General features: G+C 66.4%; 25 protein-coding genes. 12 read left to right on the top strand and 13 right to left on the bottom strand.

Annotated elements, in window-relative coordinates; genetic code table 11:
* Nucleotides 1–9: 9 nt before the first annotated feature.
* The 3 genes from ACAG21_RS25195 to ACAG21_RS25185 all read right to left on the bottom strand — a co-directional run bounded on the left by ACAG21_RS25195 (nucleotide 10) and on the right by ACAG21_RS25185 (nucleotide 2,443).
* Complete coding sequence (locus ACAG21_RS25195) at nucleotides 10–903, bottom strand: hypothetical protein (RefSeq protein WP_370498980.1); 894 nt, start codon at nucleotides 901–903, stop codon at nucleotides 10–12.
* Nucleotides 904–1,201: 298 nt separating this feature from the next.
* Complete coding sequence (locus ACAG21_RS25190; RefSeq protein WP_370498979.1) at nucleotides 1,202–1,576, bottom strand: hypothetical protein; 375 nt, start codon at nucleotides 1,574–1,576, stop codon at nucleotides 1,202–1,204.
* An 81-nt stretch (nucleotides 1,577–1,657) separates the two neighbouring features.
* Nucleotides 1,658–2,443, bottom strand: coding sequence for a Stf0 family sulfotransferase (locus ACAG21_RS25185; RefSeq protein ID WP_370498978.1), 786 nt, complete (start codon nucleotides 2,441–2,443; stop codon nucleotides 1,658–1,660).
* A gap of 131 nt (nucleotides 2,444–2,574) precedes the next feature.
* On the opposite strand from ACAG21_RS25185, the gene ACAG21_RS25180 reads away from it, so the two are divergent.
* Nucleotides 2,575–3,333: a methyltransferase domain-containing protein gene (locus ACAG21_RS25180; protein ID WP_370499002.1), complete on the top strand. Its 759-nt coding sequence runs from the start codon at nucleotides 2,575–2,577 to the stop codon at nucleotides 3,331–3,333.
* Here ACAG21_RS25180 and ACAG21_RS25175 read toward each other — a convergent pair whose 3' ends face one another.
* Nucleotides 3,334–3,957: an NADPH-dependent F420 reductase gene (locus ACAG21_RS25175; protein ID WP_370498977.1), complete on the bottom strand. Its 624-nt coding sequence runs from the start codon at nucleotides 3,955–3,957 to the stop codon at nucleotides 3,334–3,336. It abuts the gene before it with no gap.
* A 96-nt stretch (nucleotides 3,958–4,053) separates the two neighbouring features.
* On the opposite strand from ACAG21_RS25175, the gene ACAG21_RS25170 reads away from it, so the two are divergent.
* The 4 genes from ACAG21_RS25170 (at nucleotide 4,054) to ACAG21_RS25155 (ending at nucleotide 8,633) form a co-directional block, all read left to right on the top strand.
* Complete coding sequence (locus ACAG21_RS25170) at nucleotides 4,054–4,536, top strand: MarR family winged helix-turn-helix transcriptional regulator (protein WP_370498976.1); 483 nt, start codon at nucleotides 4,054–4,056, stop codon at nucleotides 4,534–4,536.
* A 103-nt stretch (nucleotides 4,537–4,639) separates the two neighbouring features.
* Nucleotides 4,640–6,514 carry a hypothetical protein gene (locus tag ACAG21_RS25165; RefSeq protein WP_370498975.1) on the top strand — a complete coding sequence of 625 codons (1,875 nt, stop codon included), beginning with the start codon at nucleotides 4,640–4,642 and terminating at the stop codon, nucleotides 6,512–6,514.
* A gap of 96 nt (nucleotides 6,515–6,610) precedes the next feature.
* Nucleotides 6,611–7,414 carry a mycofactocin-coupled SDR family oxidoreductase gene (locus ACAG21_RS25160; RefSeq protein ID WP_370498974.1) on the top strand — a complete coding sequence of 268 codons (804 nt, stop codon included), beginning with the start codon at nucleotides 6,611–6,613 and terminating at the stop codon, nucleotides 7,412–7,414.
* 118 nt (nucleotides 7,415–7,532) lie between these two features.
* Nucleotides 7,533–8,633, top strand: coding sequence for a ferritin-like domain-containing protein (locus ACAG21_RS25155; RefSeq protein WP_370498973.1), 1,101 nt, complete (start codon nucleotides 7,533–7,535; stop codon nucleotides 8,631–8,633).
* A gap of 22 nt (nucleotides 8,634–8,655) precedes the next feature.
* Here the strand turns inward: ACAG21_RS25155 and ACAG21_RS25150 are convergent, their stop codons facing one another.
* Nucleotides 8,656–9,297 (bottom strand): S1 family peptidase, encoded by a 642-nt coding sequence (locus ACAG21_RS25150; RefSeq protein WP_370498972.1) that lies wholly within the window; start codon nucleotides 9,295–9,297, stop codon nucleotides 8,656–8,658.
* Nucleotides 9,298–9,489: 192 nt separating this feature from the next.
* Between ACAG21_RS25150 and ACAG21_RS25145 the strand changes: the two genes are divergently transcribed.
* A complete protein-coding gene (locus ACAG21_RS25145; RefSeq protein WP_370498971.1) occupies nucleotides 9,490–10,347 on the top strand; it encodes a L,D-transpeptidase in 858 nt (285 codons plus the stop codon).
* Between the two features lie 238 nt (nucleotides 10,348–10,585).
* On the opposite strand, the gene ACAG21_RS25140 is transcribed toward ACAG21_RS25145, so the two are convergent.
* From ACAG21_RS25140 to ACAG21_RS25130, 3 genes are all read right to left on the bottom strand, one after another.
* Complete coding sequence (locus ACAG21_RS25140) at nucleotides 10,586–11,128, bottom strand: hypothetical protein (protein ID WP_370498970.1); 543 nt, start codon at nucleotides 11,126–11,128, stop codon at nucleotides 10,586–10,588.
* A gap of 187 nt (nucleotides 11,129–11,315) precedes the next feature.
* Nucleotides 11,316–12,158: a carotenoid biosynthesis protein gene (locus ACAG21_RS25135; protein WP_370498969.1), complete on the bottom strand. Its 843-nt coding sequence runs from the start codon at nucleotides 12,156–12,158 to the stop codon at nucleotides 11,316–11,318.
* A gap of 48 nt (nucleotides 12,159–12,206) precedes the next feature.
* Nucleotides 12,207–14,234 carry a cyclic nucleotide-binding domain-containing protein gene (locus ACAG21_RS25130; protein WP_370498968.1) on the bottom strand — a complete coding sequence of 676 codons (2,028 nt, stop codon included), beginning with the start codon at nucleotides 14,232–14,234 and terminating at the stop codon, nucleotides 12,207–12,209.
* Nucleotides 14,235–14,381: 147 nt separating this feature from the next.
* Between ACAG21_RS25130 and ACAG21_RS25125 the strand changes: the two genes are divergently transcribed.
* Entirely contained in the window at nucleotides 14,382–15,152 is a 771-nt protein-coding gene (locus tag ACAG21_RS25125; RefSeq protein WP_370498967.1) for an alpha/beta hydrolase family protein, read from the top strand.
* 41 nt (nucleotides 15,153–15,193) lie between these two features.
* Here the strand turns inward: ACAG21_RS25125 and ACAG21_RS25120 are convergent, their stop codons facing one another.
* On the bottom strand, nucleotides 15,194–16,684 hold the full coding sequence (locus ACAG21_RS25120; protein WP_370498966.1) for a bifunctional phosphatase PAP2/diacylglycerol kinase family protein: 1,491 nt from the start codon (nucleotides 16,682–16,684) through the stop codon (nucleotides 15,194–15,196).
* A 42-nt stretch (nucleotides 16,685–16,726) separates the two neighbouring features.
* Here ACAG21_RS25120 and ACAG21_RS25115 point away from each other — a divergent pair, with 42 nt between their 5' ends.
* A complete protein-coding gene (locus ACAG21_RS25115) occupies nucleotides 16,727–17,518 on the top strand; it encodes a hypothetical protein (protein ID WP_370498965.1) in 792 nt (263 codons plus the stop codon).
* A 3-nt stretch (nucleotides 17,519–17,521) separates the two neighbouring features.
* Here ACAG21_RS25115 and ACAG21_RS25110 read toward each other — a convergent pair whose 3' ends face one another.
* Nucleotides 17,522–18,214: a GAP family protein gene (locus tag ACAG21_RS25110; RefSeq protein ID WP_370499001.1), complete on the bottom strand. Its 693-nt coding sequence runs from the start codon at nucleotides 18,212–18,214 to the stop codon at nucleotides 17,522–17,524.
* A gap of 119 nt (nucleotides 18,215–18,333) precedes the next feature.
* Here ACAG21_RS25110 and ACAG21_RS25105 point away from each other — a divergent pair, with 119 nt between their 5' ends.
* Nucleotides 18,334–19,728 carry an amidohydrolase family protein gene (locus tag ACAG21_RS25105; protein WP_370498964.1) on the top strand — a complete coding sequence of 465 codons (1,395 nt, stop codon included), beginning with the start codon at nucleotides 18,334–18,336 and terminating at the stop codon, nucleotides 19,726–19,728.
* A 12-nt stretch (nucleotides 19,729–19,740) separates the two neighbouring features.
* Here the strand turns inward: ACAG21_RS25105 and ACAG21_RS25100 are convergent, their stop codons facing one another.
* A complete protein-coding gene (locus ACAG21_RS25100) occupies nucleotides 19,741–20,046 on the bottom strand; it encodes a hypothetical protein (RefSeq protein WP_342926195.1) in 306 nt (101 codons plus the stop codon).
* A 120-nt stretch (nucleotides 20,047–20,166) separates the two neighbouring features.
* On the opposite strand from ACAG21_RS25100, the gene ACAG21_RS25095 reads away from it, so the two are divergent.
* Nucleotides 20,167–20,394: a hypothetical protein gene (locus ACAG21_RS25095; RefSeq protein ID WP_370498963.1), complete on the top strand. Its 228-nt coding sequence runs from the start codon at nucleotides 20,167–20,169 to the stop codon at nucleotides 20,392–20,394.
* Between the two features lie 48 nt (nucleotides 20,395–20,442).
* Nucleotides 20,443–21,945 carry a hypothetical protein gene (locus ACAG21_RS25090; protein WP_370498962.1) on the top strand — a complete coding sequence of 501 codons (1,503 nt, stop codon included), beginning with the start codon at nucleotides 20,443–20,445 and terminating at the stop codon, nucleotides 21,943–21,945.
* Here the strand turns inward: ACAG21_RS25090 and ACAG21_RS25085 are convergent, their stop codons facing one another.
* The gene (locus ACAG21_RS25085) at nucleotides 21,946–22,779 is read right to left on the bottom strand and encodes a family 16 glycosylhydrolase (RefSeq protein WP_370498961.1); all 834 of its coding nucleotides are present in this window, start codon (nucleotides 22,777–22,779) and stop codon (nucleotides 21,946–21,948) included.
* A gap of 120 nt (nucleotides 22,780–22,899) precedes the next feature.
* Nucleotides 22,900–23,754 carry a family 16 glycosylhydrolase gene (locus tag ACAG21_RS25080; protein WP_370498960.1) on the bottom strand — a complete coding sequence of 285 codons (855 nt, stop codon included), beginning with the start codon at nucleotides 23,752–23,754 and terminating at the stop codon, nucleotides 22,900–22,902.
* A 208-nt stretch (nucleotides 23,755–23,962) separates the two neighbouring features.
* On the opposite strand from ACAG21_RS25080, the gene ACAG21_RS25075 reads away from it, so the two are divergent.
* Nucleotides 23,963–24,613: a hypothetical protein gene (locus ACAG21_RS25075; protein WP_370499000.1), complete on the top strand. Its 651-nt coding sequence runs from the start codon at nucleotides 23,963–23,965 to the stop codon at nucleotides 24,611–24,613.
* Nucleotides 24,614–24,784 lie beyond the last annotated feature (171 nt).

Genomic DNA, 24,784 nt, shown 5'->3' with positions numbered 1-24,784 from the left:
CCTGGGAGTTCACCTTTTCCGGCGCTGTCGCTTCGTCGACCGCTTCGGTTGCTGGCGCTGGCCACGCCGCTGACTTTGACTGCCTCCATCGGGCGGACCAAAGAGCTTGCGGTATCCCTCCGTGTTCATGCCCATTTCTTCCCGGTACCACTCGTTATAGTCGTCCACCGCCTTGTTGAACTCAGCAATGTCATCGGCGTTACGATCCGTGATCTCGTTCACGAACCAGTCGTAGAACTCCGCTGCGGTAGTGACGTAGCTATACAGAACCGGTAGAAGGTCGAACCTCTCGTCTTTGGCTCGCAGGTAACCCTTCGCGGGCGCTGTCCAACCGTCCCAATCAAGGAGCTTGTCGCGGTCCAGCGTCAGCTTGTTCTCCATGATTGTTGGTCCACCCTGAACCCAGGAGAAGTTAGTGCTGATGCCTGGCAGGGGAATTGAGCGATGCGTGCAGTAGTTCCGAAGATCCTTCATGAACTCCGCTTCACCCGTGCCGAATGACGTCTTGACGTGTTGCCTGTACGCGCCCGTCTCGAACTCCGAACCGTTACCCCAGCAGTGCCGCATCACAACCCGCTGCGAGTCGATCAGCGACGTGACCGACGTGAGGTAGTTGTGCAGGTACCGAACCAGTTCGTCTGCGTATTCATCGGTGGTGTCGCGAGCCATCGTCCGCCGTTGCAGGAACTTCGCCGCGTGCTTGTTCAGTTCATCGGCGTTCTTGGACATAACGTGCCCAGCGCGCCTGAGCGCGTCTATGTCGTTGCGCAGCCGGAAGCCAGGCATCGCCGTCAGTTCGGCCATGCGTTTATCTCTCTCAACGCCGAACGGGCTCTTCCAGCTGGTCACTACTTCCGGCTCGTCGGCCTCGCCCGTTTCGGGGTCTTCGCGCTGCTCACTCACGCCTCTATCGTCCCAGCCGCCACCGACAAGGGGTCGGCTTACGAGAACGCGCGGCCCCGCGCCATGTTCGTAACCCGGTCATTTGGTCCCCTAACGGTCCCCTGTACGTAGGCGAACTGTAGGCGGACTCGGTCCGACCCGTAGGCGTACGCGGTAAGCAAGAACCTGCAGCTAGTGTCGCAATTCGCGTTTGCCCTAGGCTGCTCGGACCAGGCAGTTCCGAACACCCGTTCGCGTGTGGAAATGCCTTCCCAAGCTGAATACGCGGGTTCGATTCCCGTCATCGGCTCCACCGCAGTTATCGCATGCGCCGCAGAAGATCAGTCAGCTGAAACATCGCCGACAAGAGCATGCCTTCGACCTGCAGCTGCTGACCCGGCGGCAGATTGCGAGTCTCGGCCTCGACCATGGGGGCCTCCTGCTGTAGGGCCTTCAGCCGCTGATTCCGCTCATCCGGGCTCAGAGTGTCCCAGTTGTCGTGCAGATCGGAGATGTGGCGCTGAAAGTCCTGCACCGCCACTACCGGATCGGGGTTGACGACGGGACCGGGCGGGGGCTGCAGCGGATAGATGTGGGCCGGCCCCGGCCCGGCCATCACGTCGGCGTGGGCGGTGCTCGCGGTGAGCGATGCGCCGGCCATAAGACCGGCAAGTGCCATGGCGGCAATCCTCATGGGAACTCCCTCGGGGCGAATGATCTCGTCGCGGTAAGTGCACACCGAAGGTTGTGCTACCGATCCCAACATCGACGCTGCTTAGGAGCCGCGAAACTCGCGCTGCTGCCGGTCAATTAGTCGCCGCCAGCTTTCGTTGATGTGGTCGGACTGACGGTCGAGCGGCGGCTTGGGCAAGCCGACGGCGTGCGCGGGATCGGCGCCGAGGAACTGCAGAACTCGCGCAATCTCACCGGGATGATTCGCGTCGAGGTCTTCGTACTGGACCGTCAAAATCTCACGACGCCGAGTGGTGAAGTAATCGATCCACGCTGCCTGTTCGGCATCGAGTCTGCGCTCTATCTCGATAATCTGATCGTATGTCGGCGCGACGCCGGTGAGATCGGCCGAGGCCTCGCCGGGAGCGCGCCGAGCCATATAGAGCCCCCACGGGCGCACACTTGCCGACGCGCCGTGCGAACGAAACCACTCGCCGGTCGCTTCGGCGCGAAACAGCGATAAGGCCTGCGCGCGCCGATCAGCACGGACGATATTGACGAAAACTGCTGTAGGGAAAAGCTTTTCGAGAACACCTCCCGTATCGCCAGGCACATCCAGGGCTTGCGCTAGCGAAACGACATGGCGCCAATGGATTTTCACGCCTCGAACACCGTTGGCCGTCGTCGCGAACGCCATAACCTTCGCCAGATATTCGTTCCACGAGCAATTCGCCGGAAGGTTCAAATCTTCCTTGTAGGACGCAATGTGGTCGGGCGTGAAGTACTCCTCGGGCCGCCCGGCAACTCCGGTCGCCACCAGGCCGGCGGCCAGAAGTGAACTGCCCGAACGAGGAGTGGAGGCGATGACATAACTCGCGTGTCTCGTCACCTTCGACCCTCCGCGATTGCTCCCATACCCGTTCGCCACTACCTAGAGTTTCAGCGGCCATTGCCATTGTGTCGAGCATGCCTACGATCGCTTCCAGGACGTTCGCTCGACACTTTGACGAGAAGGCAATGATGTCTCGAACATTCGAAGATTTGGTGGCCGAAGCCGATTCGGTATCCGTTGACGGCTGGGACTTCTCCTGGCTCGACGGCCGCGCAACCGAGGAACGGCCGTCCTGGGGCTACCAGCGGTTGCTGAGCAGCCGCTTGGCGACGGTGTCGGCCGCGCTGGACATTCACACCGGCGGCGGGGAGGTACTGGCCGGCGCGGGACCTTTTCCGCCCACGATGGCGGCGCTGGAGACCTGGCCGCCGAACGCGGCCCTGGCAACCAAACGCTTGCATCCGCTCGGCGTGGTGCTCGTGGCGACTCGGGATGAACCGCCGTTGCCGTTCGCTGACGAAGCGTTCGACCTGGTGACCACACGCCATCCGATCTCCGTGTGGTGGACGGAGATCCGTCGGGTGCTGCGGCCGGGCGGCACCTACTTCGCGCAACACATCGGGCCCGCCACGGTGCGCGAGCTGGTCGAGTACTTCACTGCGCCGCGCCCAGAGATATGGGCCGAGTTGCATCCCGACACCGTGCGCGCGCAGGCACAGGCCGCGGGCCTGCAGATCGTGGACCTGCGCATGGAGCGGCTGCGCGCCGAGTTCTTCGACGTCGGCGCCGTCGTCTACTTCCTACGCAAGGTGATTTGGACGGTGCCGGGCTTCACCGTGCAGCGCTATCGGAACCGGCTGCGCGAACTCCACGAACACATCGAGACCGAGGGGCCGTTCGTCGCGCACTCCACGCGGCTGCTCGTCGAGGTCCGTAAGCCCGGGTGATCAGCCGGGAACGGCGGTGCCGAGGGCGAAGTCGAAGTTCCCCACCCCGTGGCGCGCGAGACCCATCACGACCAGGCCCGTTCCTTCCAGCCAGTGCGCCATATTCACGCCGCCGACGTCCAGCGGGCGTAGCCCGAGGCTCTCGATGAACTCCGCCACGGCCTTCTTGGCGCGCGCGTCGTCGCCGGCGATGAAGACGTCGAGCGGTCGGCCCTGGGCCAGAACGACGCCGAAGATTGTGTTGAATGCCTTCACCACGCTGGCGCTGGCCGGAGCCGCCTTGGCAACTTCCTGCGCGACCGAGGTGTCATGCGGGATGGCGAGCCCGTCGGCCGCGGAATTGAACGGGTTGCTGATGTCGACGATGACCTTGCCCGCGAGGGCGTCTCCATATTGGGCTACAACCGGAACGACGTTGGCGTACAACAGGGAAACGATGACGATGTCCCCGGTCGGGACGGCACCGAACTCTCCCGTCGTGGCGCCCTCGCCGAGATCACTGGCCAAGTCGGCAGCCTTCGAAGGGTCGCGGCCGATGATCTCGACGGTATTGCCGCCCGCCACTGCCAGAGCGCCGATGGCGCGGGCCATGTTTCCGGTGCCGATGACGCTGATGCTGCTCATGAGGTGTCCCGCCTAAAGCTGTTGATCGAAAGGTTGACTACTCAACCTTATGCACAATTTGTTGATGCGTCAACCAAACGAGTAGCATGGCCGCTGATGGAACCGAACTGGTTGAACCCGCGTGAAGATCGCGCGTGGCGGGCGTTCCGGCACGCGCGTCATCAGCTCGACGTGCAGCTGAACCGGGGTTTGCAGGCATCGGGTCTGTCCGGGGCCGACTACGAGATCCTGGCGGTGCTTTCGAGTCACGACGGGGACCGCATGCCCGCGCGCGACCTGTGCAACACGCTGGGCTGGGAGAAGAGCCGTGTCTCCCACCAAGTGCGGCGGATGGAGAAGGACGGGTTGATCGGCCGCGCGCCCAACCCCGATGACGCGCGCAGCACCATGGTCTGCCTGCTGCCGGCCGGCCGGGCCGCCATCGAGAAGGCGGCGCCTGGGCACGTGGAGGACGTCCGCCGCAACTTCATCGACCTGTTCACTCCGGCCGAGCTCGAGCTCCTCGCCGCCCTCAACGAACGCGTCCTGCACCACCTGGCCAACGCCGATGACTCCGCCACCGAAGGCACGCCGTCATAGCCTTCATGGCTTCATAACGCCTGCATAGCATCCGCAGGATCTGGGCACAGCCTCGACAGCGACGATCAGGTCATTAAGACCGCGTGGCTGGGAGGCGTGGGCAATGGACATCGTGCTCGGAGTTTCGATAGCGCCGGCCTCGGTTCAAATGGTCATGCTGCAAGGCGAAAATGCCGACGGCGCAACGATCGACGAGAACGAGTTCCCCATCACCGCTGCCGACGACTCGGCCACCGTCAGCGCGTCCGATCGCGTGATCGCCGCGATCACGTGTACCCGCGCGGATGCGGCCGACGCCGGCCTAGAACTGGACTCCATCGGCGTGGCATGCACCGACCAGCTGGAAGCAGCGGTACTACGTGACGCGCTGGCCGCCCACAAGATTGAGAACGTCTTACTGGTCTCAGCGTTTGTGGCCGCGGCCGCGTTGACCCAATCTGTCGGCGGGGCAATGGGTTACGAACGCACCGCAGTGCTTTTCGTGGAGCCTGAGACCACCACGTTGGCCGTCGTCGAGACCTCCGACGGCTCCATCAACGATGTCCGCAAAGAACAGTGGGATACCGAGGCCGGGCAGATCGTCACCGCGGAGCTGCTCGAGTTGGTCGCCGGGCTCGACGAACTGCCGGCTCCGCCAGGCGGCGTGTTTGTGGTCGGCTCCGGTGTCGACGTCACCGCGATCAGGCGGCGTTTAGAAGAGGCGACGCCGCTCGTCGTGAATGTGCCGGAGGAACCGGAGACGGCGCTGGCCCGAGGCGCAGCGCTGGCGTCCGCGAACACGCTCGCGTCGGCTACCACCGCGTGGGCCTACGCCCAATACCCCGGCACGGGCGGCGTCGACGTATCTGTCTTGCCTGAATATTTGAGCACCACCGACGCCCCGCTCGGCAAGGACGACCTCGCGTACAGCGCGGTAGCCGACGACGAGGCCGACGCCGCGACGGTGATCCTGGGCGCGGCGGATGGCAGCGAGCCTCGCCCAAGGCCGGCGCTGCTGGTCGGAAGTGTGGTGGCAATAGCCGGATTCAGTGCGGCGCTGGCGTTGGAAATCGCGCTGTCGCTCGGCATCCGCACGACAGTCGATGCGTTGCCCGCCCCGATCAAGGGCATCGTCGCTCCGGTCCAGCAGGCACTCTTGCCCGCGCCAGAAGTCGCCGCGATGAAGATGGAGGCGCCTCAACCGTTGAGTCCACCGCGGATCATGCCGCCTCCGGCCCCGGCGGCGGCGCCCGTTGTGGTGCCGGCGGCCCCCGCGGTTGTGGTCCCAGCGGCCCCGCCTGTTCCCCTGTTCGTCCCGGCTCCCGAGCCCCCGGTTCAGCTGCCCCTCCCGCCGGTGACTCCGCCCGTGGTCGAGGCTCCGCCGCAATCGTGGCCGCCGCCGATCTACGTCCCGCCGCCATCGCACCGGCCTCCCCCGTGGCAAGGCCCACCGCCCAGCTCCGGCGGTGGCGGGCCAGTTAGTGGCCCGGGATCCGGTCACAACAATCCCGGCAGCGGAGGACCGCACGGTGGTGGGCCCGTTACGGGCACCGGCCCCGGCCACGGCTCTCCCGGCGGCGGCGGGCCCGCCAGCGGCCCCGGCACTCCCGGCGGCGGGCCTGGCACTCCAGGCGGCGGGCCCGCTGAGAGCGGCACTTCGCCCGGCAGTGGTGGGCCGACCAGCGGCGGACCCCACGGCGGCGCGCCGACCAGCGGTGGCGAACCCGCCAGCGGTGGCACACCTAGCGTCGGCGGCAACAGCCCAAGTTCCGGTGTGCCGACCGGCGGCGGCGAATCCCCCAGCGCTGGCGGGCCCGCCAGCGCCGGCGGGCCCGCCAGCGGTGGCAGCAGTCCAAGCAGCGGTGGCGCCGAAGTCGGCGGTGGAACCAGCTCCGGCGGTGGCAGCACTTCCAGCAGTAGCGGCGGTAGCGAGAGCAGTGGCGGCGGCTCCAGCAGTAGCAGCAGTTCCGGCAGCGAGAGCGGTAGCGGCCACCACTGACCGACTGCAAGCACGAAATATGGCCCACGGCAACATCTTTCATGACGCGGCACTGGCGGACGGTTTGCGTCTGACACGCTGGTAGCTTCTATCCCCATGGGTGCTTTGGATGGACGCGTGGCCTTGATCACCGGCGGGGCTCGGGGGCAGGGGCGCGCGCATGCGCTGGCGTTAGCGGCACAGGGAGCCGACGTCGTGGTCGCCGATGCCCCCGACGCGATGGCGGAGCTGACCTACCCCCTGGGCACCGAGGAAGACTTGCAGCAGACGACGAAGCTCGTCGAGGAACTGGGCCGGCGGTGCTTACCGCTGACCCTGGACGTGCGCGATTCGGTAGCGGTCGGTGCCGGCATCAAGCAGATCGTCGCCGATATGGGCAGCCTCGACATCGTGGTTGCCAACGCCGGAATCGTCAGCACCGGGCTGCTGGAAGACGTCAGCGATGTGGTCTGGCAACAGCTGATCGACACGAACCTGACCGGCGCATTCCACACCCTGCGGGCCGCGATACCGGTAATGCGCCAGCAGCGGTTCGGCAGGATCGTCGTGACCTCTTCGATGGGCGGCCGCATGGGCATTCCCGAACTGGCCGCCTACAACGCCACCAAATGGGGTGTCATCGGCCTGGCGAAGTCCGCCGCGTTAGAGGTCGCCAAAGAGGGCATCACGATCAACGTCATCTGCCCCACCACCGTCCAAACCCCGATGGTGCAGCCGGCCGGAAGTGATGACATCCCAGACGATCTGGTGCGCCGGATGATGAGAGCCAACCCAATCCCCCAGCCCTGGCTACAGCCCGAGGACGTCAGTCGCGGCGTGGTGTATCTGGTCACCGATCCCGGAGTCATCACCGGAAGCGTGCTCGAGATCGGCCTGGGCGGCAGCGCGCGCATCCACTGAGGTAGCCCGGGCCGCGGTCATTTTGCTCGCTCGTCAAGGGTTGACAGCGCCGCAGTCCCCGGCGCACTGTGATAGCCATCACATGACCACTGGTCACGTTGCAGAGAGGCAGCAGCCCATGACCACGCGAGACAAATACACGGACGTCCCCGAGCCGTATTCGTGGGAGGTCCCCAGCGCCGGCGACGCGCGCTTCACCTGGGAGTACGACGAGGGCCGCGAGCGGCTGCTGTCTTTGTATCAGAAGGGCAAGGACAAGCAGTGGGATGCGCAGTCGCGCATCGACTGGGCACAAGACGTCGACCCGATGAATCCGGTCGGGCTGCCCGACGAATTCCATCCGTTGTTCGGCAGCCCGATGTGGGAGGCCGCGGACGACGCACGCCGCGCCGAGATGCGCCTGCACTCCCAAGCCTGGCAGTTCTCCCAGTTCCTGCACGGCGAGCAGGGGGCAATGGTGTGCGCGGCCAAGATCGTCGAGGTCGTCCCGGACCTCGACGCGAAGTTCTACGCGGCCACCCAGACCATGGACGAGGCCCGGCACGTCGAGGCGTTTTCGCGTTTCCTGCAGGACAAGGTGGGCCTGGTTTACCCGATCAACAAGCATTTGACGGCCCTGCTGGACGACACCCTGCGCGACTCGCGCTGGGACATGCCCTACCTGGGCATGCAGGTTCTCATCGAAGGGCTCGCGCTAGCCGCCTTCGGGGTGCTGCGTGACATGGCGGCGCCGGACTCGCTGGCCAAGCAATTGCTGGCCTACGTCATGCAGGACGAGGCCCGGCACGTCGCCTTCGGCCGAATCTCGCTGAAGGACTACTACTCCGAGCTGACCGAGACCGAGCGGGACGAGCGCGAAGAGTTCGTCGTGGAAGCCTGCTACCTGATGCGCGACCGGTTCCGCGCCGAGGAGGTTTTCGAGACCCTCGACCTCGACGTCAAAGCGTGTGCCGAGTGGGTCGACACGTCGCCCCTGATGATCCAGTTCCGCTCGCACCTGTTCAGCCGCATCGTGCCGATCGTCAAGGACATCGGCCTGTGGGGCGACAAGGTGCAGAAAGCCTTCTCGGACATGGGTGTTCTGGACATGGCCGGCTTCGACATCGAGTCGCTGATGAAAGCCGATGAGGATCAGGCCGAAGCGCTCGACAAGGCGCATGCCGAAATGGCAGAGCGGGCCGTCGAGGTGGACCAGGTGATCGCGGCGGGCGCGAGCTGACGCCGCGGGGGCCGCGCCGTCGTCAGCCGACGAGGTGCACGCCCCATCTGCCGAGCAGGGGCTGCACCAGGACGAAGTAGGTCGTGTTGGGGTCGCCCGCGAGCGACGACTCCATCACCAGGCCCACCGCGGTCACGGTGCCGTCCGGATTCTTTACGTAGCCGGGCCCGCCGCTGTCACCGGGCTGGGCGAACACGTTGGCTTCGACGACTTCGCCGTCGATGCTCTTGACGGAGCCACAGGTCTCCCCGGACATTGCACCGAACTTGCAGAACGGCATGCCCCCCTTGATCTGAGAAGCGCTCAAGACGCCCCGAACGCGCTGGCCGCCGACCTCAGCGCCGGGGGCGCCGACGCCCGGGTCGAGGCGGATGATCGCGGCGTCTTTCAGGTCGCCCAGCAGCTCGCTGGAGGTGACGTGTCCGAGCGGGACATTCTCGTCGTAGGTGAACGGCGCCCCATGGTCACAATGCCCGCTGGTGAACAAGTAGTAGCTGCCGTCACCACCTTGGGCCGCGAAACCCGTTGTGCACTTGGTGATTCCATCGCTGACCAGAATCCCGGGCGCGGGAGGCGGCGCGGCCACCGCCGTGCCCGCGAATGCGACCGCGCACAGCAGCGCGGCACCCGCCAGACCAACCCCACGAACCCAACGCCGCGACACACCGTCCTCCTTTGCTGACAACACTGGTGCTCAGACATCCGCCCTGCGTATGACCCACGTTGACAGATCGGACCGCTGTGGCCAAATCGTGACAGACACTTGATCAATTGCTAACGCGCCCTTACGCTTCCGCAGTTCAGCAGGCATTTACCATTCCTATTGCAACTCTGTCAGTTAAAAGGAATTGGGGTTATGCGCGCGGGTATTCGGTGTGCCGTGGCTGTCATCGGAATCGGCGCGAGCGTGGTCGCCGGGACCGCCGTCGTGAATCTGCCGCTACCGGCCGACGTGAGCCTCGCGGCGGCCAGCCAGTCGTATGCCCCCTTCCCCATCGCGTCGGTGCAGCCCACCAGCGGCCAGGCCGTCGGCGTGGCGCACCCCGTGATAGTGACCTTCCGCTCCCCCGTCACCGACCGGCATGCCGCCGAGCGTGCCCTGGACGTGAAGTCGACGCCGCCGATGACGGGCAAGTACGAATGGCTCGACAACAAAGTGGTGCAGTGGGTTCCGGACCGATACTGGCCCGCGCACACCACGATCGCACTGACCGTGGAAGGCCAGCCCGCCGAGATCAAGACGGGTCCGAGGGTCATCGGTATTGCCAGCATCTCCGAGCACACCTTCACCGTGAGCATCGACGGGGTCGAGTCGGGACCACCGTCGTCACTGCCGTCGCCGCACCACCGGCCGCACTTCGGCCAAGAGGGCGTGCTGCCCGCCTCGTTGGGTAGACCCGAGTACCCGACTCCCATCGGGTCCTACACGGTTCTATCCAAAGACCGCTCGGTGCAAATGGATTCGAGCAGCGTCGGTATTCCCGTCAGCGACCCCGACGGTTATCTCGTCACGGTCGACTACGCCGTCCGCATCACCAACCATGGTCTTTTCGTGCACTCGGCCCCGTGGGCGCTCAATTCGCTGGGGCTGGAGAATGTCAGCCACGGCTGCATCAGCCTGAGCCCCGAGGATGCCGAGTGGTACTACAACACGGTCAACGTCGGTGACCCGGTCGTCGTACGCGAGGCCACAAACGAATTGCCCTCGTCGTAAACCGTTGGTGCACAGTCGTTAGCGTTAGCCCGCGGTCTCTAGCGTTACGCCGCGGCGTCGAATGTGCGCTCACGGCGGCATTTCGGCGGATTCTCCGCCCTGACGTCACATTCGACGCCCTGGCGTCACACTCGACGGCGGACCCGCCTCTCAGCGTCAGATTCGACGCGGAACACGATGTCCCGCAATGCAAATGACCCGCGGAGTGCGGCCGCGGGTCATTTGCATTACTAGGGGTTTAGCCTCCGTGCACCGGCGAGGGACCGGGCGAAACCGGCTGACCGGCCACCGGCCCGCCGGTGGGCGCCGGACCGGTCGGCGCGTCCTTCACCCCGGACATGTCAATCAGCGGGGCGACGGGAAGGCCATCCGCGACCCCACCGAGGGCAACCAGCGGGGCACCCAGCGGCAACGGAGCACCGATCGGCACCGGAGGCGCAAACGGCAACGGGGGAACCACCGGCACCGGAGGTATCGGCGGTCCGAGCGCAATCAGCGGAGCACCGGCCGGAACCGGAACGATTCCCGGACCGGGCACCACCATTGGAACACCGGCCATGTCAGTCAGCGGAGCGGCGCACGGTGCGGCCGCCGCTGCTCCCCCGGCACCCACCGGACCGCCGGCGGCCGGGGCACCGGCCTCGCCGGCCTGGCCGTACATGCACGCACCGCCACCCGTCATATATGGGACGGCTGCAGCGTCCGGGCTCAACGCTATAGCGGCACCGCACAATCCAGCGCTAGCAACAATACCGATGTTGAATCGATCAAAGATCGTCATCAACGTCCAACTCCTTCATTCGCGCAGCAGAACCACATAGCCGTAGCCAAGTCGCCCCTCGACGACCGCCCCCATTGTTGGTGGGCGACCCGCGGCACGACGCGCGCCGCACCGCGCCGTTTCCAAATGGTGACGTCACGACGCCGTCACAAGTCGGTAGCGCGAATACTGCGCCGCCCCAAGGGGATCAGCGAGGTGACGCCCGACGGCTATAAAGCCGCACCAGCGCAATGATCCCCGTGCAGACGATGGTGAATAGCGCTGCTGAAGCGCCGGATTCGTACACGTCGGCGATCCGGATGGTCTTGCCGCCCCGGACCACCGCCCCGGCGGTTGGATGGATCAGGCCGGCGAACACCTGGGTGGCGGTGGACAGCCAGAACAGACATGGCAGCAGCCAGTAGCTGCGGCTCGAGGTGACGGGTCGGGCGGGGAATCTGGTTTCGACGAGTGCGGCGATTTGAAAGATCAACCAGCCGGTGAGAAGCCAGCCGAGGAAGTTGGTCAACGGGACGCCCAGCGCTCCGGTCGGGTGGTCGTAGGAATACCAGTCGTGTGCCGTCGCGCCGATCGGGTCGTAGACAAGGTCGTAGCCCCCGAGAATGAACGTCGCCACCACGGGTGTCGTAAAGCGTTCGGCGCCACCATCAGCCACTGCGGGTTCGGCCCGGATGATCACCCGGGCCAGCGCCCAGGCCAGCCAGCCGAACATGAGCCAGCTCGCGACTGCCACCGGGGGAACGCCCAGAGGTTTCGGACCGGGCAGGTGATGGACGTAGGAGCCGAACGGGAAACCGGTCGCCACGCCGATTGCCTCCAACGCGAACGCGATGACGCACGCGATGAGGACAAACGCGACCATGCCCCGAGCGGAGTAGCCCAGCCACGCATGGACCACGACGAACAGGATGAGAAATCCCATTTGGGCAGCACCGGCTTGGGCGGTCAGTGCGGGCCACACCGCCATGACCACAGCGGCGAGCAATGTGAGGATGAGCAAGACCCAGCAGAACGCCGTGGGAATTTTCATTCGCGCCGCAACCTCCGTTGGCCAGGGGTTGCGTCAGCATATCGGCTGCTACTCGGATTGCCGGGCGCGGTGAAACGCGTCGCGGTCCACGGCCAGCAACGTGGTGTCGCCCTGCGCCCGCACGGTCGCGGTGCGCGGAACGTCGCGCAGGATCGCCAGCTCACCGAATCCGTCCCCGGCCCGCAGTTCACGGATCTCGGCGTCGCTCTCGAAAACCTTTGCGGCGCCGTCGACTATCACGTAGTACGTATCGCCGTAGTCGCCCTCGCGGGTGATCAGCGCACCGTCGCCGGCGGCGAACACCCGCGCCGTATCGGCGAGCTCACCGAGCGCCGTGGCCTCGATCGCGGCCATCGGAGGCTGCGAGGCCAGCAATTCGCGGGCGGCCCCGCTGCTCAGCGTCGTGTCGCGGCTCACCTCGACGAGGCGCTCGGCCACCGGCGGGGTGGCCATGCGGGTGGTGGCGATCCGGCCGAGGCGACCGACCGACACGTTATCGGTGCACAGCGCGCTGAGGAACTCGGCGCGTTCGACGGCGACCAGATCGAGCTCCTCGCGCGCCGTCACGGTCGAGGAGCGCGGCACGTCGTGCAGCAGGGCGATTTCTCCGAACGAGCCGCCGGGACCAAGGGTGGCGACGCGGTGTCCGTCGACCGTTACCTCCGCGACGCCGGCAGCGATCATGTAGAAGCGGTCACCGGGGTCGCCCTGCCGGAACACCTCGCAGCCGGCGGGCAGCGTCAGGCGCGTCGCGGCCCGCGCCAGCTGTTCGAGTGCCAGCGCCGGTAACGGCTCAAGCATGGGGACGGCGCGAATGACTGCCAGCTTGGCGGCGTCGTCAGCACTGAGCTCGTCGGCGCCACGCAGTCGTGGCCAGGCCAGCAACGAGATCAGGCCCGCCACTGCGCCCACGAGGCCCAAGGTGGCCGGAAGCCCCAACGGATCGATTAGAAACGGCGCGACCAGGGCGCCGGACGCCATGCCAAGCGAATACAGGCTCTGCAGGGTGGCCACGGCCGGCACCATCGACTCGCGTGCGACGCCGCGCTGCACAAGCGTGGGCGCAATCGCGTACGTGACGGCACCGGCGACACCCAGCCCGCCGGCCAGCGCCAGACCGACGACCGGCGAACTGATCGTTCCCAGCGAGGCGATGACGGCAGCGAGGCCCAGCAGCGAACCGGCGAGCACGGAAGCCAGACCGCGACGCGCGGCGAAGGACAGCATGGCCAGCGCTCCGAGCAGTCCACCGGCGCCGTAAACCGTCATGATGGTCGTGACGCCATCCTTGCCCAGATGCAACTGCTCCTTGGCCACCGACGCACTGCTGGCAAACCAGACGCCCAGCACGATGACGTTGACGGAGAACAACACGGTGGCCGCGGCAGCGGGACGACTTGCGAAGATCCCGCGAAACCCGGTCCCCAGCAGGCGGAGCACCGACGTCGCGGGCCGGGACGACCCAGAGGTATGGGGTCGGGAATTGCCGGCACTCGGTACGCGGATCAGCGCCGCCACGGCCGCACCGGTAAGGAACAGAATCGCCGGGAGAGCGAAGGCCCACCCGAAACCCCCGAGCTCTAACGCCACTCCGGCCAGCGCCGGCCCGACCAGCGCGCTGGCGCTGACGAGTGAGCTGGTCATGGCATTTCCCGCGGCCGCCTCGGCGGCGGTAGTGGAAAGTCGGACCACCATCGCGCCATGCAGCGGCCGCACACCCCCCGACAAAACGGAGTCGACCGCCACGATCACCAGCACGACACCGATAGGCGCTCCGCTGAGCACCGCGATAATGGTCGCAGCCATCGTCAGGGCACGAATCCCGTTCCCGAACGCCAGATGAAGCTGCGGGTGTGCGCTCGCCGCGAGCGGCGCGGTCAGCGGCCCGACCAGGCCGGCCGGCAACGTCACCAGCACCGTCGCCGCACCGACGGCGGCAGCGCCTCCCACCGAGAAGGTGAAGGCGATCACCAGGACCATATGGGCGAATGCACCGACGTAAAAGGCCACCCAGGCCGCCATGAGCATGCGCAATTGCCCGTTCCGCGCCAGCATGCGACTCGCAGCAAAGGCCACGCATCCACCTTATGGGGGACGCGTGCCGGCCGCTTCTCGCACCGCTAATTTCCTTTGCGATTCCAATCTTTCGCGTCCGGGCACCGCTGCGGAAAATATGAGCGGGGCCGTCGCGAAGGCCCGGCGTTGCGTAGTTAGATCGGCACCATGGGCGAACGTGTCACGTTCCAGAGCTCCAGCGGCGCGAATCTGGCCGGCGTCATCGAGGTCCCGGAATCGCAGGTGCGTGGTTGGGGGGTGTTCGCGCACGGGTTCACCCTCGGCAAGGACTCTCCGGCCGCGTCCCGGATCTGCAAGCAGCTGGCGTCCGACGGGATTGGGATGCTGCGCTTCGACGCACTGGGGCTCGGTGGATCCGATGGGAACTGGGGTGACGGGTCGTTCACCGTCAAGGTCGACGACGTGGTCCGGGCCTGCGAGTTCATGGCGCACCGCGGGACGCCGGCCGACATTCTGGTCGGTCACTCGTGGGGTGGCGCCGCGGTGATCGCCGCGGCGATGCGCGCGCCGGGCGTGCGGTCGGTCGTCACGGTCGCGGCACCGTTTGACCCCAGCCACGTCGAAAAGCATTACGACGCAGTCGTCGACCGATGCTTGGCCGAGGGCAGCGCCGAGTGGATGGTCGGCGGGCGCAAGCTGACGCTCAAGCGCGCATTCGTCGAGGATGTCCGCGCGGCCCAGCTGCACGACAAGATCCAGGCCTTACGGCTGCCGTTGCTGATCCTGCACTCGCCGACCGACAACACCGTCAGCATCGACAACGCCAGCGAGATCTTCCGGCTGGCCCGCCACCCGCGCAGCTTCGTCTCGCTCGAGGGCTCCGATCACCTGCTCACCGCCCGGGGCCAAGCTCACCGAGCCGGGCGAATCATCGGCGCCTGGGCGGACGCCTACCTGGGGGTTGACGCGGAAAGCTAACGGGCAGAACGCAATTGAGTCCGATCAGCCGAACGGGTAGCTCAGCGAATCGGGCAGAACACCGGCAGCATCCGGTATTTCGCGGTGAAGCTCGCTTCGCGGTATTCGTCGCCGACCTCGCCGTCATGGGCGATCACCGTCGGCGCGTCAACGGCCGTGAAGCTGAATTCGGGCACCTGCAGCTCGTGGTAGAGCGGGCTACGCTGCAACCGTCCCAACGCGAGCGCGGTCAGGATCCTCGTCGTCGCCAACCGGCGGCCGGTTTCCAGAATGCGCACATCGAGCAGACCGTCGTCCATGCGCGTTCGACGCGACGGTGCGAATCCCGTTGGCAGATAAAGCGAGTTACCCAGAAAGAACAGCGACGTCAGCAGGGTCTTGTTGTCGTAGCGGATGCGGACAGGCTGATCGTTGCGCAGTGTGTGCAGCATCGCGTAGAAGCCGGCCAGCGGCTTGCCGATCCGTTTCTCCAGCTTTTCGCGCTGCTGCACGAACGCCGGATACGCGCCGATGCTGGCGGTGTTGATGACCATCCGACTTTCGTTGAGGCACACCAGATCAACGCAAGCCACGCTGCCGCGACGGATCGACTCCACCGTCTTGCCGACGGTGTCGCAACCGATGTCCTTCGCGAAGTGGTTGAACGTTCCGGCCGGAAAGACAGCCAGCGGGAGGCCCGCGTCGACCGCCACCGCCGCCGCCGTTGCCACCGTGCCGTCGCCGCCGCCCACCGCGAGCACTTCGGCGCGCGCGGCGGCAGCGCGCAGCACCCGCTCGGGGTCGTCGTCGGGGCCGAGCTCGACGATCTCCGCCTTCGGCAGCTCAATGCGGACCTCTTTGACGACGCGAGCCCCGGTGCCGCTCCCCGAGGCCGGATTGACCACGAACACCACGCCGGAGCCGTCCGGCCGTTCCGGTGTCTCGACGCGCAGCGGTTCCGATTGCGGCAGAGCGGTTTCGGCGATGGGCGGGACCAGCTTGCCGCCCAGCACGGCGATCCCGGCACCGACGCCCAGCCCCGCGATGACATCGCCGGGGTAGTGCGCGCCGGTCGCCACGCGCGACAACCCGACCAGTCCGGCCAGTAGCGCCAGCGCGAAGCCCAACGGCGGACTCTCCAGGCCCACGCCGACGGCGAACGCGGCGGCGCTGGCCGAGTGTCCCGACGGAAACGAGTTGGACGTCGGGCGGCGGTGAGCTCTTCTGACCACCGGCACCGACTCGTAGATCGGTCGCGAGCGCGGGCGGATTCGTTTGGCGATCTGATTGGTGAACAGACTCGTCACACCCAGCGTCACCACCCCGCGCGTCGCGCCGCGCTGCGCGGCGGGCTTCCTGGTCGCGAGTAGCCCGGCCGCGATGACGAACCACAGCTTGGAATGGTCGGCCGCCCGCGTCAACGGGGGCATGACCGTGTCGAGCAGCGGGGTAGGGGTTTCTGCCACGGCGACGAACAACTCGCGATCAAGGGTGCCCAAACCCCGGGTGATCTGTTTGATTCCACGCGCGCGTTGCCAGGGCCCCCTGCTCATTCGCTACACCCTAGCGGTGGGACTGATAACAATTGACGGACTATGACCAGGCGACCGCCAGCGGACCATCACCAGAAGTGGCTGGCCAATGCCGAACGTCTGGCCGTGCCCGCCGCGCACACCACCGCGATCGCGGCGCAACACGGCATCACGCGCGAGAGCTTTCGGGTCCTGGCGGCAATGACGGAGATCAACGATCCGGATGGCAAGTCGTTCTTTCTCATTCCTGCGGGCACCCCCGGCGACCAGGTGCGCGCCGCCACGCTGATGACCTACATCATCAACGCGGGCACCGGCTACGGCGGCCCGCCAAGCCCGCCCACCGACTTCCCCGAGACGCCGTACTGCGCCGACGAAGTGCGGCGAATCATCGATCGCCAGCATGCGAACCGCTGGAGTTACGGCGAGGATGTCGGATTCGTCCACCGCAATGGCGGACGCCTCGTCACCACCCCGAACGGCATGCTTATGGGCTTGGGCGGCAACTGGATCCAGCGGCTCTTCAGCCGCCAGGGCGGCACCGCGTGGGGCGACATCTTCATGGTCAACGTCGCGGTCGACGTCACGGACCCGACCGGCCCCGCCCGGCGGCTGCGCCAGATCGTCGAGTCCGGACACGCGTGGTACACCGATCGCAAGGGCCGGCCCGTGGAAAGCACTCTCGCGCTCGACCGGGTCCTGCACCACGAGGAGCTGCATTCCCAGCAGTGGGCCGCCAAGGGCCACTCCCGGATGATCATTGCCTACCTATGGGAAGTGGCCCGCGACAGGCTCTTTGACAAGACGAACCGGCTCGAGGCGCAGGCCGGGCTGTCCGACGGCGGCTACCGGTAGCCGCTAAAGTGCGCGAATTCCGTTGTGCAGCACCATAATACCGATCAGGATCAGGATGGCCGCCATCAGTGCGGCATTGTGCTTCTCCATCCAGTTTCGGACGCGTTCCAGGAAATCGTCGAGGCGATGCCCCGCGGCCGCATAGGCCAGGATCGGGATCGCGACCGTCGACGCGGACACGGCGACGAAGACAATGCCGGCCGACAGCTTGTCGACATCGTCGAGATGACTGGTGCCGATGGCCAAGCCCGCCGCCACGTTCATCAGCAGCACCTCGACGCGGACCACCGTCAGGACCAGCCCGGTGATGGCCGCGCGCCGGGGGCGCATCGTGGAAAAGTGCCGCATCCAGGCCGGGGACTCGGTGGACCGGTGCCGGGTCAGCCACCGGTAAATGCCGAACAGGATCAATGCGGAGCCCAGCACCACCCGCATCCAAGACACCCACGTCGGTGGCGACGACTTGTGCATGTCGCCGAGCCCACCCGAACCGGCCACGAAGATCACGGTCTGCGCCACCAGCCCGAACAGCCAGCCGCCCAGGAAGGCCAGCCCGGCGGGACGCGGCTGCGGTGCGTGCAGCACCAGGACGGCCGGGATGATCGAGAGCGGAGAGACGGCGGTAACCAGCGCCAGCGGAATGAGGGTGGGTAACAGCGAGCTCCAGCTTCCTGCCACGGGCAGCAATCCTCTCATCGACATCGTCGGCGTGCTACCGAACGAGCCGCGCTCGCTGTCCGGGGCCGTCGCTGAACACGCCCAGGTGGTTGTATGTGAACTGCAGCGCGACGTGGAAAACACTAGGGGACGATCACGTGGCTCGGATTCATCTTGGGCACATTTTTCACCTCGCCGGTTCGCCGCTGGTGTCCGAGGCCGCCCATGCATTGGTGTCCATCCCCGAGGGCGCATTGGTGATCGAGGACGACGGCAAGATCGCATTCTGTGGTGAGCGCGCCGGCGTCCCGCTGAAGTACCGGTCCACACCCGTGACCGATCATCGCCCCGGGTTTCTGCTTCCGGGCTTCGTGGACAGCCACGTGCATTTCCCGCAGACCTTCGCGGGCGACTCGTACAACGGTGGGCAGCTGATGGAATGGCTGAACCACTGCATCTATCCCGCCGAAGCCCGCTTCGCCGACCAGAACTTCGCCCGGCGGGCGGCTGTCGAGTTCTGCGATCGGCGCATCGCGAGCGGAACCACGGCGGCTATGGTGTTCGGCTCTGCGTTCCCCGGCGCCCAGGATGCGTTGTTCACCGAGACGGCGCGCCGCGGGCTGCGCATTGTCAGCGGCCGCGGCATCCAGACCGTGGGACCGAAGGCTGCCCAATCGTTGGCGACGTCGGAAGACGATGCGATCCGGCTGGCGCGCGACGAGATCAACAAATGGCACGCCGCCGACACCGGCAACGTCAAGACCGCCCGGCTGCACGTGGCGCTGGTCCCGCGCTTCGCGATCGCGGTGACCGCCCAGACGCTGAAACGGCTTGGCGAACTGTATGATTCGGTGCGAGATCGTGGCGTGTACTTCCACACACACCTCAACGAGGACAACCGGCCGGGCAGCGGCGAAGTCGACACGACCAAGCGGTCCTATCAAGTCGACACGTGCCTGGACACCTACGACGGCAAGTTTCTGCCCGGCTCGAAAGTCGGCGGCCCGAGCATGCTGGGACGACGCAGCGTAATGGCGCACGCGGTGCATTGCCAGGACACCGAACTGCAACGGATGTCGGAAACGGGCACGTCCATCGCACACTGCCCGGTGTCGCAACAGTTCCTCGGGTCCGGCACCATGCCGTGGCTGCGCACGGTCGCTTCCGGGGTAAACATCTCCGCCGGAACGGATTTCGGCGGCGGGGACGAGTGGCCGATTCCGCAGGTGCTCGCCGCGGCATTCAAGGTGCACATGTCCGAGCCGGGCGACGCGGGCGTGGCGATGCATCCGGCCGAGATGCTGTTCATCGGAACGCTCGGCGGTGCCCGGGCGCTGGACATGGAGGACCGGTTCGGCAACTTCGACGTCGGCAAGGAGGCCGACTTCGTCGTCATCGACCCGAACCGCACGCCGGCGCTGAAGGCCGTGATCACCGACGGCGTGCGGTCCGACGACCCGGTGATGGCTCGCGACCAGACCCTGTTCGGCGTGCTGATGCGGACGCGCGAGACATCCGTCGCCGGCACCTATGTGCAGGGCCGCCGGCTGTAACCCGCACCGCCACTAGCCCTTTCGACGCAGCGTCCAGGCCGGTATCCAGTGCGTCACCGTCTTTTGCTTGGACCCGTAGGCGATTGGATAGGTCACCAATCCCCACCAGTCGCCCTGCTCGCACAGACCCCAGCAGCTCAGCCGGCCCTCGACGACCTTGTGCAGCTGCAAACCGTTGGGCTGATACCGGCCCGAGCGATGTGGCTCGCGCGGGAAAAGCACCGTCAGATCTATCAGCACCGCGATCGGCGGACGCACCACCCGAAACGGGTCGCGGACCGGCTGTCCGTGGTACCCGATCGACGCCAGCGGCCTCATTGTTCGATCATACGTTCGAAAAGTGACGGTCTGGTTGCGTCCGGCCGATTGCCCCTCCCCAGCTCCGGCAAATCGATATAGTTCGCCTCGCAACCGACCGCTACAACTGGGGAGATCGGCATGATCAGGCTCATCGCTACGGGCTTGCTGGCCTTCGGCGGGCTGATGACCACTGCGGTGGGCGTGGCCAATGCCGACGAAATTCAGGTCGACGGCGTCTATTCGACCCTGGGGGCATGCGAGGCGGACGGCCCGCACGTCGAACTGGCCCACAACGACAACTTGTGGACGCACTGGGATTGCCGCCAGCACGCGGACGGTCTGTACTACCTCTACCTGACCAACTAGCAGGCGCGCCCGGAAAGACTCCGGGTTTGCTTCTGGCACCATAACGGTGTGTCAGGGCGTCGCGTGCTGGACCCGCTGATCGTCGGCGTACTGGCCACCGCGGTAAGCCTTGCCGGCGCCGGCCGTCCCTCGTTCTGGTACGACGAGGCCGCGACGATTTCGGCGGCATACAGCCGTTCGCTGGCCCAGCTGTGGCAGATGCTGGGCAACGTCGATGCCGTGCACGGCCTGTACTACCTGTTGATGCACGGCTGGTTCCAGCTCGTCGCGCCGACCGAGTTCTGGTCGCGTGCGCCAAGCGGTCTGGCCGTCGGAGGCGCTGCGGCCGGAGTCGTGGTGCTGGCCAACCAGTTTTCGTCGCGCACCGTGGCACTGGCCTCCGGGTTGATCTGCGCGGTATTGCCGCGGTCGACGTGGGCCGGTATCGAGGCTCGTCCGTACGCGATGTCGATGATGGCCGCGGTGTGGGTAACCGTCCTGTTCGTCCACGCGACGCGTCGCAACCGCGGCTGGATATGGGTGGCTTACGGTGTCGCCCAAGCGGTTTCGATAGTGCTTGACGTGTACCTGGTGCTGCTGTTGCCGGTGCATTTCGCGTTTGTCTGCGCGTTCCTGCGCAAGCGAACCGTGGTGGCCTGCTTCGTCGTCACGTCGGTTCTGGCCAGTTGTGCCGTGGCGCCGTTTTTGGTCGTGGCCGCGGGGCAGGTGCATCAGATCAGTTGGGTCGCGCCGATCGGGCACCGCACGATCGAGGACGTGACGGTTCAGCAGTACTTCGAGCGCAGCCCGCCATTCGCGGTGCTCGCGGCCCTGGTGATCGTGACAGCCGTCGTCGTGTGGCGGTGGACATCGGTGAAATTCCTTGCGGCAGATCGGCAGTTGCTGACCTTGGCGGTCGCCTGGGTGCTGATACCGACCGCTCTGATCGTGGTGTGGTCGGCGCTGCTGCACCCGATCTACACGCCGCGCTACCTGTGCTTCACCGCGCCGGCGATCGCGTTGGCCCTCGGCGTCTGCACTGGCGCACTGACGGCCAAACCATGGGTGACGCCGGCTGTCGTCACCCTGTTCGCGGTCGCGGCGGCGCCGAATTACCTATGGGTGCAACATAACCCGTACGCCAAGTACGGCATGGACTACAGCCAGGTCGCGGATCTGATCACGGCCAAGGCGGCGCCGGGTGATTGCCTGCTGATTAACGACACTGTGACGTTTATGCCGGCACCGATGCGTCCCTTGATGGCGGCGCGCCCCGATGCGTACCGCAAGCTGGTCGACCTCACGCTGTGGCAACGGGCCACCGACCGCCGGGATGTCTTTGACACCAACCTGATCCCCGAGGTCGTCGCCACGCCGCTCAGCCACTGCGCGGTGGTGTGGATCATCACCCAGGCCGACGAGTCGATGCCTGCCCACCAGGAGGGTTCGGCGCTGCCGCCGGGCCCGCGCTACGGCGCGACGCCCGCTTTTGCGGTCCCGCACGACCTGGGCTTCCGGCTCGTCGAGCGCTGGCAGTTCAACCTTGTTCAGGTGTTCAAAGCGACGCGCTGATCACCAGACGCGGAGGTAGTCGACCAGCATGGACGCCGGGAAGACCCCGCCGGCAGGATCGCCGGCGCCGACGCCGCCGACCGCCAGCGTGAACATCGGCGTCATCCAGTAGCCAGGATTGCTGAACGGCCAGCGCATGTCCTCCGGCGGATTGCCGGCGACGTGGATCGGCTTGGGCGGAACCTTGAAGTACTCGGCGCCGTCGCGCGCGAACGCGAAACCCTTGTCGTCCCAACGCATCCGCCAGGTGTGCCAGTCACCGTCGACCAGGCCGGGGATCGATTTGCCTTCCCAGGTCTTTCCGTTGGATGCCGCGTGCACGGTGGTACCCGGGGCCCATTGGCCGTTGCCGTACCACTCGAAGACGTCGACCTCGCCGTCGGGCAGCGGGTCCTCGTTGACCGCCCAGAACGACGGCCACAGGCCGGGGGTCAGGCAGTCCAGTTTGATCTTGGCTTCCCAGGTGGTGTTGATCATGCCGCGCCAATTGCCGCGCAGTTTGCCGCTGTAGTAGGTGTTGGTCAGGAAATCGTGGGTGGCACGCAGGACCAGGTTGGAGTGCCCGTCCTGGAACACGTTTTGCGGATCGGCGCGGTAGATCCCCTCGACCGGCGGGTAGACGTCGTCCTGCCAGGTCTGGATTGTCCACTTGCCCGGGTCGGGAGGCGAACCGGCCGGGCCGTCGAACTCGTCGGAGAAGAGGTAGGGCCCACCTGGTCCGGCGGCCGGTGCGGCCGGCACCGACGGGGACGCCAGCGCTTCCGGGATAGGCATCGATGCCGCCGCTGCCAGCATGCCGAGCCCTGTCGTCATCAACATGCGGCGACGATCCATCTGCACTACCACCCATCGCTAGACGCCGGAGCTCCGGTTCGGCACGGTCCCCCCGGCCAACTCCCGCAAACGGTGTTATACAACCATGCGCGCCGATGGCGTGCATCCCGCACCCGGTACTTAGAAGACGCGCACCCAGTCGACCAGCATTTCCGCCGGGTAGGTGCCGGATGCGGGGTCACCGGCGCCCGAACCGCCGACCGCCAGGTTGAGCATGGGAAACATCGTGTAGCCGACGTCGTTGAACGGCCACATCCGAATCGGGTCGTGCAGATCCTCGATGCCGGTCGCGGGAACGCTGAAGTACGGCTCGGCGCCCTCGGCATAGTCTTCCCAGAACTGCATGCCGGCCGGATTCCAGGTCACGCGCCAGGTGTGCCACCCGCCGTCGACCGCGATCGGGTGAGTCTGGAATGCCGTGCCGTCCGGGTTCGCGTGCACCGTGGTGCCCGCGGGCCACTGCCCGTTGCCGTACCACTCCATCAAGTCGACTTCCCCGCTACGGCCGGGATCGTCGTTGGACAACCACCAGGCGGGCCAGCAGCCGCCGGTGAGGCAGTTGAGTTTGATGCGCGCCTCCCAGGTGGTCCCGATGGCGCCACGCCAGCTGCCACTCACCAAGCCGCCGAAGTAGTTGCCGCCCTCTCGGGTCGCGCGCAGTACCAGGTTGGACTTGCCGTCGAGGAACACGTTTTGCCGGCTGTCGCGGTACTGCCCGAAAAACTCGGGGCGGTCGAACCCGGTCGGATTCTTGATCGGCGTACGTTGGCTCGCCACAACCCATTTCGCGGGGTCGGGTGCCGAGCCGGCCGGACCGTCGAACTCGTCGTGAAACAGGTACGTTCCGGACCGTGCCGGCGCGGCGCCCGCACTCGCGGTGGGGACCGTCGCGGCCAGGGCACCGAATCCGGCCAGCATCATCATCCGGCGACGATCCATATCTGGCACTTTCGGTTCAAGGGGTGCCCGCAGCATAAAGCAGTTCTTTGAGCTCGTTTTGCTGTTCGACGGCGAGCCGGGCCAGAATCCGCTGTTCGGCTTCCGCCACGTCGGAGTCCGCGCGCAGCTTGAGCTCCGCGGTGACCTGGGAACCATCAACTTTGTTGACATTGCCGGAGTCGGTGGTATCAAGGAGCTTGATGGTCCGATACGGAAAGGAATGACAAGGATGTCTGGTGACGGATTGTTCGGCGGCCCCGGCGGTTTCGGTGGCCCCGGCTTCGGTTTCGGCGGTGGCCCCGGCTTCGGTTTCGGCGGTGGCCCCGGCTTCGGTTTCGGCGGCGGTCCCGGCGGTTTCGGGGGCGGCCCCGGCGGTTTCGGGGGCGGTTGGGGTAAGCACGGTTGGGGGCATGGCGGCCCAGGCTTTGGTCCGGGTGGTCGTCCACCGCTCAAGCGAGCGGCCTTTGTGACCGCCGCGCTGCTACTCGACGGGCCGGCCGATGCCGCGCAGATCGTCCAGCGGGTGTCCGACGCGACCGGCGGTGCGCTCACTCCGCCGCAGGAGATCGCGGAGCTGGCCATCGGCCTGCTCGACGGCCGCGGTGTGGTGACGGTCGACAATGGCGTCGCGACGTTGACCGAGTTCGGTCAGAACCTGCTGAAGTGGCGGGGTGTCAGCAGCGAGACCGCACACGCTTTCCTCAAGCGTGCGGGTCAATTCGGCGACGTCTTCAAGATCCGCCGGGAGATGTTCGAGATCGCGGGCCTGTCCCGCACGATCACCTGGACCGGCACCGACGAGCAGAAGCAACAGCTCGCGGCGGCCCGGGCCAAGGTTCTCGAAGCGCTGCGTGAGGCAAAGAAGACGCTGCACCGCGTCCTCGGCGAGGACTAGCGCGAATCACGGTGCCCGCGCGGCTAGCGGCCTGGGCCGGGCCCACCATTTGCCCGCCTCCGAGCGACAAGCCACGAGAGCAGTCAACGGTGCAATTTGTCGCTCGGAGGCGGGCAAAACGCACCGCCGTTGCGGCAGGAACGCATGAGACGGATGTGACAACCTGCGAGC

Source organism: Mycobacterium sp. pR1184, assembly GCF_041287235.1.
Classification (GTDB): Bacteria; Actinomycetota; Actinomycetes; order Mycobacteriales; family Mycobacteriaceae; genus Mycobacterium.
This window is presented reverse-complemented; position numbering and strand designations above follow the sequence as displayed.

Coding starts and splice junctions, on each gene's coding strand:
- ACAG21_RS25190 (WP_370498979.1), bottom strand. CDS start 1,576: ATGAGGATTGCCGCCATGGCACTTGCCGGTCTTATGGCCGGCGCATCG.
- ACAG21_RS25180 (WP_370499002.1), top strand. CDS start 2,575: ATGTCTCGAACATTCGAAGATTTGGTGGCCGAAGCCGATTCGGTATCC.
- ACAG21_RS25175 (WP_370498977.1), bottom strand. CDS start 3,957: ATGAGCAGCATCAGCGTCATCGGCACCGGAAACATGGCCCGCGCCATC.
- ACAG21_RS25170 (WP_370498976.1), top strand. CDS start 4,054: ATGGAACCGAACTGGTTGAACCCGCGTGAAGATCGCGCGTGGCGGGCG.
- ACAG21_RS25165 (WP_370498975.1), top strand. CDS start 4,640: ATGGACATCGTGCTCGGAGTTTCGATAGCGCCGGCCTCGGTTCAAATG.
- ACAG21_RS25160 (WP_370498974.1), top strand. CDS start 6,611: ATGGGTGCTTTGGATGGACGCGTGGCCTTGATCACCGGCGGGGCTCGG.
- ACAG21_RS25155 (WP_370498973.1), top strand. CDS start 7,533: ATGACCACGCGAGACAAATACACGGACGTCCCCGAGCCGTATTCGTGG.
- ACAG21_RS25145 (WP_370498971.1), top strand. CDS start 9,490: ATGCGCGCGGGTATTCGGTGTGCCGTGGCTGTCATCGGAATCGGCGCG.
- ACAG21_RS25140 (WP_370498970.1), bottom strand. CDS start 11,128: ATGACGATCTTTGATCGATTCAACATCGGTATTGTTGCTAGCGCTGGA.
- ACAG21_RS25135 (WP_370498969.1), bottom strand. CDS start 12,158: ATGAAAATTCCCACGGCGTTCTGCTGGGTCTTGCTCATCCTCACATTG.
- ACAG21_RS25125 (WP_370498967.1), top strand. CDS start 14,382: ATGGGCGAACGTGTCACGTTCCAGAGCTCCAGCGGCGCGAATCTGGCC.
- ACAG21_RS25120 (WP_370498966.1), bottom strand. CDS start 16,684: ATGAGCAGGGGGCCCTGGCAACGCGCGCGTGGAATCAAACAGATCACC.
- ACAG21_RS25115 (WP_370498965.1), top strand. CDS start 16,727: ATGACCAGGCGACCGCCAGCGGACCATCACCAGAAGTGGCTGGCCAAT.
- ACAG21_RS25110 (WP_370499001.1), bottom strand. CDS start 18,214: ATGAGAGGATTGCTGCCCGTGGCAGGAAGCTGGAGCTCGCTGTTACCC.
- ACAG21_RS25100 (WP_342926195.1), bottom strand. CDS start 20,046: ATGAGGCCGCTGGCGTCGATCGGGTACCACGGACAGCCGGTCCGCGAC.
- ACAG21_RS25095 (WP_370498963.1), top strand. CDS start 20,167: ATGATCAGGCTCATCGCTACGGGCTTGCTGGCCTTCGGCGGGCTGATG.
- ACAG21_RS25085 (WP_370498961.1), bottom strand. CDS start 22,779: ATGGATCGTCGCCGCATGTTGATGACGACAGGGCTCGGCATGCTGGCA.
- ACAG21_RS25080 (WP_370498960.1), bottom strand. CDS start 23,754: ATGCTGCGGGCACCCCTTGAACCGAAAGTGCCAGATATGGATCGTCGC.